The sequence below is a fragment of the Cupriavidus sp. NPDC089707 genome (assembly GCF_044748965.1).
GTDB lineage: Bacteria > Pseudomonadota > Gammaproteobacteria > Burkholderiales > Burkholderiaceae > Cupriavidus.
In genome coordinates this window covers 38,728-51,381 of the sequence record NZ_JBIVHB010000003.1, presented here as the reverse complement: position 1 = coordinate 51,381, position 12,654 = coordinate 38,728, and the positions used below count along the sequence as shown (strand labels likewise).

Here is a 12,654-nt window from a genome sequence, read left to right as displayed (position 1 = left end):
CCCGGCAATTGCCGGGACAGCAGCGACCGTCTGCCATCATGCAGCACATCAGTTCAACGCTCGACGTACCCGATACCTCTTACGTGCCCCGTCACGTTGCCATCATCATGGACGGCAACGGCCGCTGGGCGACCGAGCGGCACCTGCCGCGTGTTGCCGGGCACTCCCGGGGGCTGGACGCAGTGCGCGCGGTGGTGGAAGCCTGCGCCGCGCGGGGCGTGCAGTACCTGACACTGTTCGCGTTCAGTTCCGAGAACTGGCGCCGGCCCGCGGACGAGGTGTCGTTCCTGATGCGGCTGTTCATGATGTCGCTGCGGCGCGAAGTGGTGAAGATGCACGCCAACAACATCCGCTTGCGGGTGGTTGGCGACCTGGGCCGCTTCAGCCCGCGCATCCAGCAGCTGATCAAGGATGCCGAGGCGCGCACCGCCGGCAACACCGGCCTGACCGTGACCATCGCCGCCAACTACGGTGGTCGCTGGGATCTGCTGCAGGCCATGCGCAAGATGCTGGCGCGCTCGCCAATGCTTGATCCGGAGTCGATCGACGAATCGATGCTCGCGCCGCACCTGGCCATGGCCTACGCGCCGGAGCCCGATCTGTTCATCCGCACCGGCGGCGAACAGCGCATCAGCAACTTCCTGTTGTGGCAGCTCGCCTATTCGGAGCTGTATTTCACCGATGTGTACTGGCCGGATTTCGACGCCGCCGAGCTGGACAAGGCCTTTGCCTCGTACCGCCAGCGCGAACGCCGTTTCGGCCGCACCAGCGCGCAACTGGTTGCGCCGGGACTATCGGGCACGGCCTGACACTCTGGCCACTCCTGGCTACTCCAACAACTTCCACGGGACCGCAGCGCATGCTCCTCACCCGCGTCATCACCGCCCTGTGCCTGTTGCTGCTGATCCTTCCGATCCTGTTCCTGGCGCCGCCGGCCGGCCTGGCGGGTCTGCTCGGGGTGATCGTGCTGCTGGCGGGCTGGGAATTCGGACGCCTGATCGGACTGCGCGGGCCCTGGCCTTATGTCTATGCACTGGCCTGCCTGATCGCCACCATCACCTGGCATGACATGCCGCTGCGGCACGCCACCACCTGGCTGCTGGAAGCGGCGGTGGTGTGCTGGGGCGTGGCGCTGGTGCTGCTGGCCCGTGGCGTGCGCACCGCGACGCCGGGCTTTGCCGTGCTGGGGGCCATACTGGGCCTGGTTATCCTGCCCGCGTTTGCCCATGCCACGATGATCCTGCGCGGCGCCGGCATCGGCGTGCTGCTGACCGCGGCCGTGCTGGTGTGGGCGGCCGACGTTGGCGCCTATTTCACCGGCAAGGCCATCGGCCGGCGCAAGCTGGCACCGTCGATCAGCCCGGGCAAGTCCTGGGAGGGCGCCATCGGCGGCTGGCTGCTGGCGCTCATCATCGGCCTGGCGCTGGCCGCCACCCATGCCTTCGCGCCCACGTGGTTCTCGGTGCTGGGCGACCGCGGCGGCCTGGGCTATGTGGCCGGGCTGACCACGCTGCTGGTGGCGGCGAGTGTGATCGGCGACCTGTTCGAGTCGCTGCTCAAGCGGCAGGTCGGCATGAAGGACAGCAGCCGGCTGCTGCCGGGCCATGGCGGTGTGCTGGACCGGATCGATGCCTTGCTGCCGGTGTTCCCGCTGGCGGCACTGATGCTGATTTTTCTCTGAAGCCTTCTCTGAAGCGGTCTGATATGCAGCGCATTACCATCCTGGGCGCCACCGGCTCGATCGGCGAAAGCACGCTCGATGTCGTTCGCCGCCATCCCGACCGCTACACCGTGCATGCCCTGACGGCGCACCGGCAAGTGCGCAAGCTTGCCGGGCAATGCATTGCGTTCCGCCCGGCTCGCGCCGTGGTGGGTAGCGCCGAGGCGGCCGGGGAACTGCAGGCACTGCTGCGCGATGCCGGTGTCGATACCGAAGTCAGCCACGGCGAGGCCGAGCTGGAATCGGTCGCCGCCGACGCGCAAACCGACGCTGTGATGGCCGCGATCGTCGGCGCCGCCGGTCTGCGCCCGACGCTGGCGGCCGCGCGTGCCGGCAAGCGCGTGCTTCTCGCAAACAAGGAAGCACTGGTGATGTCCGGCCGCATCTTCATGGACGCGGTGCGCGAGCATGGCGCCACGCTGCTGCCAATCGACAGCGAGCACAACGCCATCTTCCAGTGCCTGCCTGCCGACGATCCGCGCTACAGCCGCGGTGTGGCCAAGGTGCTGCTGACCGCGTCCGGCGGGCCGTTCCGCACGCGCGATCCCGACACGCTGCACGACATTTCTCCCGACGAGGCCTGCGCCCACCCGAACTGGGTCATGGGCCGCAAGATCTCGGTCGACTCGGCCACCATGATGAACAAGGGCCTCGAGGTGATCGAGGCCCACTGGCTGTTCGGCGCGCCGCCCGAGCGCATCGAGGTGCTGATCCACCCGCAGAGCATCGTGCATTCGATGGTGGCCTACCACGACGGCTCGGTGCTGGCGCAGTTGGGCAACCCTGACATGCGCACGCCGATCGCCTACGGCCTGGCCTATCCCGAGCGCATCGATGCCGGCGTGACGCCGCTCGACCTGACGCTGGCAGGCGGGCTGCATTTCGAGAAGCCGGACCTGCAGCGCTTCCCGTGCCTGGGACTGGCCTTCGACGCCCTGCGCGCCGGTGGCGTGGCGCCGACCGTGCTCAATGCGGCCAACGAGGTGGCGGTCGAAGCATTCCTGGGCGGAAAAGTGCGCTTCACTGACATCGCGCGCTTGGTGGCTCAGGTGCTCCAGGCAGCACCAGCCGGCGCGGCGGACACGCTTGACGCCATCCTTGATGCCGACCGCATGGCGCGCGAGGCAGCGCACGCGGCTGTTGCCGGACTGGCGCTGCGCCACTGACCCGACGGGCCGGCCTGCCGCATCTGCGACAATAGCGCAGCGGCAGGCCCCGGACATGCCGGTACACCCGGGTCCGGCGCGCCAGTCCAGCCACTGTTACCGACGTCCCGACGCCATGCAAACCGTACTCGCTTTCATCGTTGCCCTGTGCGTGCTCATCTACGTGCACGAGATGGGGCATTACCTCGCCGCGCGCGCCTGCGGCGTGAAGGTGTTGCGCTTTTCGATCGGTTTCGGGCGGCCGCTGCTGCGCTGGATCTCGAAGAGCCGCGACCGCACCGAATGGACGGTAGCGGCCATCCCCTTGGGCGGCTACGTCAAGATGCTCGACGAGCGCGAGTTTGACTCCGAACGCGACGCCCGGATCGATCCGGCTGACTTGCCGCGCGCGTTCAACCGCCAGCCGGTCGGCAAGCGCTTCATCATTGTCGCGGCCGGGCCGCTGGCCAATTTCCTGCTGGCGATCGTGCTGTACTTCGCGCTGTTCGCCGGCGGCATGCGCGAACCCGCGCCGATCGTCGCCGCACCGGCGGCCGGTACCATGGCGCATCAGGCTGGCGTGCGCGAAGGCGACCGGGTGCTGTCGCTGACCGCCAACGGCGATACCGAAGCGGTGCGTTCCTGGAACGACCTGCGCATGGCGGTGTTCGCCGAGGGCTTCGGCGATGCGCGCGCCGTGCTGCGCGTGCGCGGCGCCGACGGAGCCGAGCGGGAAGTCACGCTGGCGCGCCTGCCCAATACCGGCGGCAACCCGGAGCAGGATCCGCTCAGCACCCTCGGCCTGCATCTGAAGGGCGGGCCGGTCACGATCACCGAGGTATTGGCGGATTCGGCCGCCGAGCGCGCCGGGCTGAAGAAGGGCGACCGCGTCGTCGCCTGGCAGGGCAACCCGCTGACCCAGGCCAGCGCGCTGATCAAGGCAGTGCGCAGCCAGCCCGGGCAGACCGTGACGCTCGGCATCGAACGCGATGGCAAGCGCCTGGACGTGCCGGTGACGCTGGACGTTGCCGCCCCGCGTGACGGCGAAAAGGATGCCAGCGGCGCACCGGCGCCGCCGGCGGGCAAGCTGGGCGCGGCGCTCAGCCAGGCGGTGGAGATGGAAACGGTGCGCTACCGTCCGGACCAGGCTCTGGCCCGCGCGTTCGGCCAGGTGTGGGACACCAGCGTGCTGTCGCTGAAGCTGCTGGGCAAGATGCTGGTGGGGCAGGCATCGCTGCAGAACCTGAGCGGTCCGCTGACCGTGGCCGACTACGCCGGGCGTGCCGCAAACCTCGGTGTGCAGGCCTTTGTCAGCTTCCTGGCGCTGGTCAGCGTTAGCCTCGGTGTACTGAATTTGTTACCTATTCCGGTTCTGGATGGGGGGCATTTGCTGTATTATTGCGTGGAATTTTTGACTGGCCGGCCCGTACCAGACCACTGGCAGGCAATGCTGCAGAAGGTTGGCATTGCCTGCATCCTGCTCCTGACCTCGCTCGCTTTGTTCAATGACGTCAGCCGAATGTTTCTGGCGAACGGCTAGAAACGCATGTCGGCAAGGGGGCGGTCGTGTCGTCGGACACCGTCGCCAGGGGGCGCCATTGCCATGCGCAGTCCCACGAGGCATGGAAAATCCTGGATGGAATCAAAGAGGGGATCAACATTGATCAGACATAAGCGCATTTCGCTGGGTTTGCTGGCGAGTGCCGTTATTGCAGCCTGGAGCCCGGCGGGCTGGGCTGCCGATCCGTTCGTCGTCAGGGACATCCGCGTTGAGGGTCTGCAGCGCGTCGAGCCGGGTACGGTGTTTGGCTACCTCCCCGTGCGCGTCGGTGAGACCTTCACCGACGACAAGGGCGCCGATGCGATCCGTGCCCTCTACAATACCGGCTTCTTCAAGGACGTGCAGATCCGCGCCGAAGACGGCGTGCTGGTCGTGCAGGTGGAAGAACGCCCGGCGATCTCGCAGCTGGAATTCGTCGGCATCAAGGAATTCGACAAGGACACGCTGCGCCGCTCGCTGCGCGCGGTCGGCGTCGCCGAAGCGCGCTACTACGACAAGGCGCTGATCGACAAGGCGGAGCAGGAGCTCAAGCGCCAGTACGTCGCGCGCGGTTACTATGCCGCCGACGTGCAGACCACGGTCACGCCGGTGGACCGCAACCGCGTCTCGGTCGTGTTCAACGTCGAGGAAGGCCCGGTCGCCAAGATCCGCCAGATCAATATCGTCGGGAACAAGGCGTTCAAGGAAAGCACGCTGCGCGACGAGATGCAGCTGTCCACGCCGAACTGGCTGTCGTGGTACACCAAGAATGACCTGTACTCGAAGCAGAAGCTGACGGCCGACCTGGAGGCGCTGCGTTCTTACTACCTGAACCGCGGCTACCTCGAGTTCGCGATCGAATCGACCCAGGTGTCGATCACGCCGGACAAGAAGGACATCTACCTGACCTTGAACATCAAGGAAGGCGAGCAGTACAAGGTGTCCGGCATCCGCCTGGCCGGCGAACTGCTGGGCAAGCAGGAGGAAATGGAAAAGCTGCTGCAGCTGAAGAAGGGCGACATCTTCTCGTCCGAAAAGCTGACCGCCAGCACCAAGGCCATTACCGACCTGCTGGGCACCTATGGCTACGCCTTCACCACGATCAACCCGCAGCCGAACATCGACCAGGAAAAGCGTGAGGTTGCGCTGACGCTGATGGTCGACCCGGGACGGCGCGTATACGTGCGCCGCGTCAACGTGGTGGGCAACAGCAAGACCCGCGACGAAGTGGTGCGCCGCGAGATGCGCCAGATGGAAAGCTCGTGGTTCGACAGCGAGAAGCTGCAGCAGTCGCAGGCGCGTATCAACCGGACCGGCTACTTCACCGACACCAACATCACCACCGAGGACGTGGCCGGCGCGCCCGACCAGGTCGATGTGAACGTCAACGTAACCGAAAAGCCGACCGGCCAGATCAGCCTGGGCGTGGGCTTCTCGTCCACCGACAAGCTGGTGCTGCAGGCCGGCCTGCGCCAGGACAACGTGTTCGGTTCCGGCACCAGCCTGGGCCTGGACGTGAACACCGCCAAGTCGTTCCGTACCATCGCGCTGACGCAGTATGACCCGTACTTCACGGTGGACGGCATCAGCCGCTCGACCGATATCTACTACCGTACCTCGCGTCCGCTGTACTACACCGGCGACCAGGACTACAAGATCGTCTCCGCCGGCGGCGGCTTCAAGTTCGGCGTGCCGTTCTCGGAAGTCGACACGGTGTTCTTCGGCATCGGCTACGAACGCACCCAGGTCTACACGTCGGTCAACACGCCGAGCCAGTACACCGCTTGGCTGAACCAGATCGGCAAGAACTCGGGCGACGGGATCAACAACTTCCCGTTCACGATCGGCTGGGCACGCGACCGCCGCGACAGCGCGCTGGTCCCGACCAAGGGCCCATACACCCAGGCCAACCTGGAAGTGGGCCTGCCGGGCGGCGATACGCAGTACTACCGCGCCAGCGTGCAGCAGCAGTACTTCTACCCGATCTCGAAGGCGTTCACGCTGGCGCTGAACGGTGAAGTTGCCTACGGCCACGGCTACGGCAATACGCCGTTCCCGGTGTTCAAGTACTTCTACGCCGGCGGTATCGGCTCGGTGCGCGGCTACCAGACCAGCACGCTGGGCCCGAAGGACCAGAACGGCAACCCGGTGGGCGGTGCGTCCAAGATGATCGGTAACGTGGAGTTCATTTTCCCGCTGCCGGGCTCGGGCGTTGACCGCACGCTGCGCCTGTTCACGTTCTTCGACTTCGGTAACGTCTACCAGGAAGGCGCACCGATTTCGTTCAGTGACCTCAAGTACTCGACCGGCTTCGGCATGTCGTGGCTGTCGCCGATCGGCCCGCTGAAGATCAGCATGGGCTTCCCGCTCAACCGGGACGAGACCGACAAGACGCAGCGCTTCCAGTTCCAGATCGGGACGGCATTCTGATTCTGTAAAAGGATCTGTTTTCATGATGACAACATCCAAACTGGTCAAATCCCTGGGCGCCGCTGCATTCGCCACTGCCGCGCTCTGCGCCGCGATGCCGGCCATGGCCCAGGAGGCGCGCATTGCCGCCGTCAATTCCGAGCGCATCCTGCGCGATTCGCAGCCGGCCAAGCTGGCCCAGGTCAAGCTGGAGCAGGAATTCTCCAAGCGCGACCGCGAGCTGCAGGACATGGCCCAGAAGATCAAGGGCATGGCCGACAAGCTCGACAAGGACACGGCCGTGCTGGCAGATTCCGACCGCCAGCGGCGCCAGCGCGAGGTGGCCGACCTCGATCGCGAATTCCAGCGCAAGCAGCGCGAGTTCCGCGAAGACCTGAACCAGCGCCGCAATGAAGAACTGGCGCAGGTGCTGGAGCGCGCCAACCGTGTGATCCGCCAACTGGCGGAGCAGCGCAAATACGACCTCATCGTGCAAGAAGCGGTGTACGTCAACCCGCGCATCGATATCACCGATGAGGTGATGAAGGCGCTGAACACCGGCAGCAAGTAAGCCGCCGCTGTTCGTTCGTACCGTTTTTTTCAGGAAGTACCGCCATGCAGACACCCACACTGGGTCAGCTCGCCACCGAGAACGGCGCGCAGGTTGTGGGTGATCCCGACCTGGCGATCGTTGGCCTGGCTCCTCTCGACCAGGCTGGGGCGGGCGAACTCTCGTTCCTGTCCAATCCGCTCTACCTGCAGCAGGCGCTCGATTCAAAGGCCGGAGCCGTGATCGTGTCGACGGCCGACCTCGAGCGCATCCGCGCCGAGGGCCGTGCCGACGGCCGCAACTGGCTGGTCGCGCGCAATCCCTACGTCTGTTTTGCCCGCGTGGCGCAGCGCTTCGACCGCGAGGCCAATGCCGATCCCCGCGTCGGCATTGATCCGCGCGCCAGCGTGTCGCCCGACGCGGTAGTGCCGGCGTCGTGCTACATCGGCCCGAACGTGGTCATCGAGCGCGGTGCACGGCTGGGCGAGCGTGTCCGCATCCTGGCCAACGGCTACGTCGGTGCCGGGGCCGAGATTGGCGACGACTCGCTGCTGTACGCCAACGTTTCGGTCTACCATCACTGCGTGGTCGGGGCGCGCGCCATCCTGCACAGCGGTGTGGTGATCGGCGCCGATGGCTTCGGTTTCGCGCCAGATATCAGCGCCACCGGCGTCGAATACGTGAAGATCCCGCAAACGGGACGCGCGGTGCTGGGCCATGACGTGGAGGTCGGCGCCAATACGGCGATCGACCGCGGCGCCATGGCCGACACCGTGATCGAGGACGGTTGCAAGATCGACAACCAGGTTCAGATCGCGCACAACGTGCGAGTCGGGGCCCATACGGTCATCGCCGGCTGTGCCGCGGTATCGGGCAGCACGCGCATCGGCCGCTTCTGTGTGATCGGGGGCGCGGCCAACTTTGCCGGCCACCTGACCATTGCCGACCGGACCACAGTGTCCGGCGGTACGTCGATTACCAAATCCATTACCAAGCCCGGGGGCCATTTCACCAGCGTCTTCCCGTTCCTGCCGCACGGCGAGTGGGAACGCAACGCAGCCATCGTGCGCGGCCTGAGCAAGCTGCGCGAACGGGTGGTGGCGCTGGAACGTCGCCTGCGCGGACAATCCGCCGGCTCCCAAACCTCACAAGACTAAGAGAAACATCATGACCGCAGCCGACATTGACATTCGCAAGATCCTGAAGCTGCTGCCGCATCGATATCCGATGCTGCTGGTCGACCGCGTGCTGGAGTTCGATCCGCAGAAGCGCATCAAGACGCTGAAGAACGTCACCATGAACGAGCCGTTTTTTCAGGGCCATTTCCCGGGCCATCCGGTGATGCCCGGCGTGATGATTCTGGAGGCACTGGCGCAGTCGGCCGGCCTGCTGACCTTCGGCGCCGACATGGAGCGCAAGGAAGACGCGCTGTACTACTTCGTCGGCATCGACGGGGCCCGCTTCAAGCAGGTGGTGTACCCGGGCGACCAGCTGCATATGAATGTGACGGTCGAGCGCTATATCCGCGGCATCTGGAAATTCAAGGCATTCGCCACCGTGGACGACAAGGTCGCCTGCGAGGCGGAACTGATGTGCACCGTGAAGCAGGCCGAGTGAGGCCGGCTGCCGCGCTCCCGGAGCGGCGCGCGGCGCGGACGGGAACCTTTGCCGCGCGCATGGGCCCACTCTTCACCAGACACACCACAGGACAGGACGTATGACGCAAATCCACCCCACCGCCCTGGTTGACCCGAAGGCAGAACTGGCAGCCGACGTGACCGTCGGGCCGTTCTCCATCGTCGGCCCCAATGTGCGGATCGGCAGCGGCACCCGGATCGGCTCGCATACGACGGTCGAGGGCCATACCACGATCGGCGAGGGCAACAACATCGGTCCCTATGCCTCGGTCGGCGGCGTGCCGCAGGACATGAAGTACCGCAACGAGCCGACCCGCCTCGAGATCGGCGACCGCAACACCATCCGCGAATTCACCACGATCCACACCGGCACGGTGCAGGACCGCGGCCTGACCAGCATCGGCAGCGATAACTGGATCATGGCCTACGTGCATATCGCGCATGACTGCACGGTTGGCAACCACACCGTGTTTTCCAGCAACGCGCAGATCGCCGGCCATGTCGACGTGGGCGACTGGGCCATCCTGGGCGGCATGAGCGGCGTGCACCAGTTCGTGCGCATCGGCGCCCATTCGATGCTGGGCGGCGCCTCGGCGCTGGTGCAGGACGTGCCGCCGTTCGTGATCGCGGCCAGCGACAAGAGCGGCAACAAAGCCACGCCGCATGGCATCAATGTCGAAGGGCTGCGCCGCCGCGGCTTCGACGCCGGCCAGATCGCCGTGCTGCGACAGGCTTACAAGCTGCTGTACAAGTCCGACCTCAGCTTCGACGAGGCGCGCAACGAGATCTCCGCCTTGCTGGCCCAGTCAGATGCCGGCACCGCGGCGCCGTTGCAGGCGTTCGTCGACTTCCTTGCCGCCACCCAGCGCGGCATCGTGCGCTGAGACCGGGCCGCACATGGTCGACGCCGCGATTCGGGGTGGCTTGCCCACGGGCAACGGTTCTGCCGCCGCCAGGCGCGGCACCATCGCCATGGTGGCCGGAGAGGCCTCAGGCGACCTGCTGGCATCGCTGATGATGGGCGGGCTCAAGGCCCGCCTGGGCGATACCATGGCGTACGCCGGCATCGGCGGCAAGCGCATGATGGCGCAGGGCTTCGTCTCGTGCTGGCCGATGGAAACGCTGTCGGTCAACGGCTATGTCGAGGTGCTCGGCTCGCTACGCGAGATCCTGCGCACCCGGCGCGCGGTGCGCGACTGGCTGCTGGCCGAGCCGCCGCAGTGCTTTATCGGGGTCGATGCCCCGGATTTCAATTTCGGCCTGGAAGTGCCGCTGCGCCGCGCCGGCATTCCGGTGGTGCATTTCGTCAGCCCGTCGATCTGGGCCTGGCGCGGCGGGCGCATCCGCACCATCGCGCGCGCGGTGGACCACATCCTGTGTTTGTTCCCGTTCGAGCCCGAGATCTACGCCAAGGCCGGCATTCCGGCCACGTACGTCGGGCACCCGCTCGCCGACGTGATCCCGATGGTGCCTGACGTCGCCGGGGCGCGCGCCGAACTGGGGCTGCCTGCCGGTCACCGCGTGGTTGCGGTGCTGCCTGGCAGCCGGCAGTCCGAGGTGCGCAACCTTGGCGCCACCTTCTTTGGCGCGATGGCGCAGATGCAGCGCATGGACCCGAACCTGGCGTTCGTGCTGCCGGCGGCAAGCGCGCCGCTGCGCGCCATCGTCGAAGACCTGCACCAGCAGTATCCGGAACTGCGCCTGACCATTGTCGACGGCAAGTCGCACCAGGCCATGGAAGCCGCTGACGTGGTGCTGCTGGCCAGCGGTACCGCGACGCTGGAGGCGGCGCTGTACAAGAAGCCGATGGTGATCTCGTACAAGGTGCCCTGGCTGACCGCGCAGATCATGAAGCGGCAGGGTTACCTGCCGTACGTGGGATTGCCTAATATCCTTTCAGGGCGCTTTGTCGTGCCCGAGCTGCTGCAGGACGACGCCACGCCCGAGGCGCTGGCCCGCGAAACGCTGCTGCAGCTCAACGACGAGGGCAATACCGCCTTCCTGTACGAGCATTTCACCCGCATGCACGAGACCCTCAAGTGCAATACCGCGCAACTGGCCGCCGATGTGGTGGTGGACCTGATGCACAGCCGGGGGACCGTCTGATGGCGCGTCGCAATGCCCAGAGCTCGCAGGCCTCGCCGCAGATGGGCCTGGACCTGGCGCCGGCCGCCGCTGCGATCCAGCGGCTCTGCGGCGTCGATGAAGCGGGTCGGGGCCCGCTGGCGGGGCCGGTGTACGCCGCCGCGGTAGTGCTCGATCCGAAGCGCCCGATCCGCGGCCTGGCCGATTCCAAGATCCTGACCGCCGCCAAGCGCGAGGCGCTGTACGAGAAGATCTGCGAACGCGCGCTGGGCTGGCATATCGCCTTCGCGACGGTCGAAGAAATCGATACGATCAACATCCTGCACGCCAGCATGCTGGCGATGCAGCGCGCGGTGCAGGGGCTGGCCGCCAGCGGCGTGGTGCCGGACCTGGTCCAGGTCGATGGCAACCGCTGCCCGCAGGTGCCGTTCCCGGTCGAAGCCATCGTCAAGGGTGACGCGCTGGTCAGGGCGATCTCGGCCGCGTCGATCCTGGCCAAGGTGGCGCGCGACCGCGAACTGATGGCGCTGCACGAGCGCTACCCGCAATACGGCTTCGATTCGCATGTCGGCTATGGCACGCCGCAGCATCTGGCCGCGCTGGCGGAATTCGGCGCCACGCCGCATCACCGCCGCTCGTTCGCGCCGGTGCGCGAGGCGCTGGCGCAGCGTCCGATGTTCACCGCGATGACGGCGGTCGCCGAGGTCATCGCGGTCAGCGAACTCACCGCCCCTATCCAGGCCGCGCCGTCAGGCGGCCTGCAAACCGACGCACCGTGAAGCATGTCACCTCGCGCGACAACGCGCTGTTCAAGCACCTGAAGGCGCTGGCCACCTCCACCCACCAGCGCCGCAAGGCTGGGCAGTCGTTGCTCGACGGCGTGCACCTGGCCCAGGCCTATGTGGACGCACTGGGCCAGCCAGTCACCTGCGTGGTGTCCGAGCGTCACTACGACCATGCGGAGGTTGCGCCATTGCTGGCGCGTATCGACGCGGAGCGGCTGGTAGTGCTGGCCGACACGCTGTTCACGCAGATTTCCGGCGTGGTCAACGGCATCGACCTGATGCTGGTGATCGAGACGCCTGCCGGCCACCTGCCGGCGCGCGTCGAAGAAGACTGCATCATCCTCGACGGCGTGCAGGATGCCGGCAATGTCGGCTCGATCTTGCGCAGCGCTGCCGCGGCCGGTATCCGCCATGCATTCCTGGCAACGGGATGTGCGTTTGCCTGGTCGGTGAAGACGCTGCGCGCCAGCATGGGCGCCAATTTCCACCTGAACATCGTCGAGCACTGCACCGTGGAGTCGCTGGCGCCGCGGCTGGCGCTGCCATTGCTGGCGACATCCTCGCATGCCGACGCCGCGGTGTTCGATACCGACCTGCGCGCGCCGGTGGCCTGGGTGGTCGGCAATGAGGGCGCCGGCGTCAGCGACGCCTGGATGCAGCACGTCAAGCGCAAGGTCGGCATTCCCCAGCCGGGTGGGCTGGAATCGCTGAACGTGGCGGCTGCCACCGCGATCTGCCTGTTTGAGGCGGTGCGGCAGCGGCGATGAAAAAGCGGCCGGGAGG

The 12,654-nt window shown here is 66.4% G+C and carries 12 protein-coding genes; all 12 read left to right on the top strand.

Annotated elements, in window-relative coordinates:
• Positions 1-38: 38 nt before the first annotated feature.
• On the top strand, positions 39-809 hold the full coding sequence (locus ACIP1U_RS06555) for an isoprenyl transferase (RefSeq protein WP_400312948.1): 771 nt from the start codon (positions 39-41) through the stop codon (positions 807-809).
• A gap of 50 nt (positions 810-859) precedes the next feature.
• Positions 860-1,681, top strand: coding sequence for a phosphatidate cytidylyltransferase (locus tag ACIP1U_RS06550; RefSeq protein ID WP_400312945.1), 822 nt, complete (start codon positions 860-862; stop codon positions 1,679-1,681).
• A 23-nt stretch (positions 1,682-1,704) separates the two neighbouring features.
• Positions 1,705-2,886, top strand: a complete 1,182-nt coding sequence (gene ispC, locus ACIP1U_RS06545; protein WP_400312942.1) for a 1-deoxy-D-xylulose-5-phosphate reductoisomerase — start codon at positions 1,705-1,707, stop codon at positions 2,884-2,886.
• A gap of 115 nt (positions 2,887-3,001) precedes the next feature.
• A complete protein-coding gene (gene rseP / locus ACIP1U_RS06540; RefSeq protein WP_400312939.1) occupies positions 3,002-4,405 on the top strand; it encodes an RIP metalloprotease RseP in 1,404 nt (467 codons plus the stop codon).
• Positions 4,406-4,501: 96 nt separating this feature from the next.
• Complete coding sequence (gene bamA / locus ACIP1U_RS06535) at positions 4,502-6,835, top strand: outer membrane protein assembly factor BamA (RefSeq protein ID WP_400312936.1); 2,334 nt, start codon at positions 4,502-4,504, stop codon at positions 6,833-6,835.
• A gap of 22 nt (positions 6,836-6,857) precedes the next feature.
• The gene (locus ACIP1U_RS06530; RefSeq protein WP_400312934.1) at positions 6,858-7,385 is read left to right on the top strand and encodes an OmpH family outer membrane protein; all 528 of its coding nucleotides are present in this window, start codon (positions 6,858-6,860) and stop codon (positions 7,383-7,385) included.
• Between the two features lie 44 nt (positions 7,386-7,429).
• Positions 7,430-8,521 carry a UDP-3-O-(3-hydroxymyristoyl)glucosamine N-acyltransferase gene (gene lpxD, locus ACIP1U_RS06525; protein WP_400312931.1) on the top strand — a complete coding sequence of 364 codons (1,092 nt, stop codon included), beginning with the start codon at positions 7,430-7,432 and terminating at the stop codon, positions 8,519-8,521.
• A 10-nt stretch (positions 8,522-8,531) separates the two neighbouring features.
• Positions 8,532-8,981, top strand: coding sequence for a 3-hydroxyacyl-ACP dehydratase FabZ (gene fabZ, locus ACIP1U_RS06520; RefSeq protein ID WP_013956950.1), 450 nt, complete (start codon positions 8,532-8,534; stop codon positions 8,979-8,981).
• A 100-nt stretch (positions 8,982-9,081) separates the two neighbouring features.
• Positions 9,082-9,885 carry an acyl-ACP--UDP-N-acetylglucosamine O-acyltransferase gene (gene lpxA / locus ACIP1U_RS06515; RefSeq protein ID WP_400312928.1) on the top strand — a complete coding sequence of 268 codons (804 nt, stop codon included), beginning with the start codon at positions 9,082-9,084 and terminating at the stop codon, positions 9,883-9,885.
• A gap of 13 nt (positions 9,886-9,898) precedes the next feature.
• Positions 9,899-11,107: a lipid-A-disaccharide synthase gene (lpxB, locus tag ACIP1U_RS06510; protein ID WP_400312925.1), complete on the top strand. Its 1,209-nt coding sequence runs from the start codon at positions 9,899-9,901 to the stop codon at positions 11,105-11,107.
• Entirely contained in the window at positions 11,107-11,865 is a 759-nt protein-coding gene (gene rnhB, locus ACIP1U_RS06505) for a ribonuclease HII (RefSeq protein WP_400312922.1), read from the top strand. The genes lpxB and rnhB overlap by 1 nt, the downstream gene beginning before the upstream one ends.
• Positions 11,862-12,638, top strand: coding sequence for a TrmH family RNA methyltransferase (locus ACIP1U_RS06500; RefSeq protein WP_400312919.1), 777 nt, complete (start codon positions 11,862-11,864; stop codon positions 12,636-12,638). The genes rnhB and ACIP1U_RS06500 overlap by 4 nt, the downstream gene beginning before the upstream one ends.
• Positions 12,639-12,654 lie beyond the last annotated feature (16 nt).

What these genes read in the sequence shown, in the direction of transcription:
- ACIP1U_RS06555 (WP_400312948.1), top strand. Translation starts at nt 39, where the DNA reads ATGCAGCACATCAGTTCAACGCTCGACGTACCCGATACCTCTTACGTG.
- ACIP1U_RS06550 (WP_400312945.1), top strand. Translation starts at nt 860, where the DNA reads ATGCTCCTCACCCGCGTCATCACCGCCCTGTGCCTGTTGCTGCTGATC.
- ispC (WP_400312942.1), top strand. Translation starts at nt 1,705, where the DNA reads ATGCAGCGCATTACCATCCTGGGCGCCACCGGCTCGATCGGCGAAAGC.
- rseP (WP_400312939.1), top strand. Translation starts at nt 3,002, where the DNA reads ATGCAAACCGTACTCGCTTTCATCGTTGCCCTGTGCGTGCTCATCTAC.
- bamA (WP_400312936.1), top strand. Translation starts at nt 4,502, where the DNA reads ATGGAATCAAAGAGGGGATCAACATTGATCAGACATAAGCGCATTTCG.
- ACIP1U_RS06530 (WP_400312934.1), top strand. Translation starts at nt 6,858, where the DNA reads ATGATGACAACATCCAAACTGGTCAAATCCCTGGGCGCCGCTGCATTC.
- lpxD (WP_400312931.1), top strand. Translation starts at nt 7,430, where the DNA reads ATGCAGACACCCACACTGGGTCAGCTCGCCACCGAGAACGGCGCGCAG.
- fabZ (WP_013956950.1), top strand. Translation starts at nt 8,532, where the DNA reads ATGACCGCAGCCGACATTGACATTCGCAAGATCCTGAAGCTGCTGCCG.
- lpxA (WP_400312928.1), top strand. Translation starts at nt 9,082, where the DNA reads ATGACGCAAATCCACCCCACCGCCCTGGTTGACCCGAAGGCAGAACTG.
- lpxB (WP_400312925.1), top strand. Translation starts at nt 9,899, where the DNA reads ATGGTCGACGCCGCGATTCGGGGTGGCTTGCCCACGGGCAACGGTTCT.
- rnhB (WP_400312922.1), top strand. Translation starts at nt 11,107, where the DNA reads ATGGCGCGTCGCAATGCCCAGAGCTCGCAGGCCTCGCCGCAGATGGGC.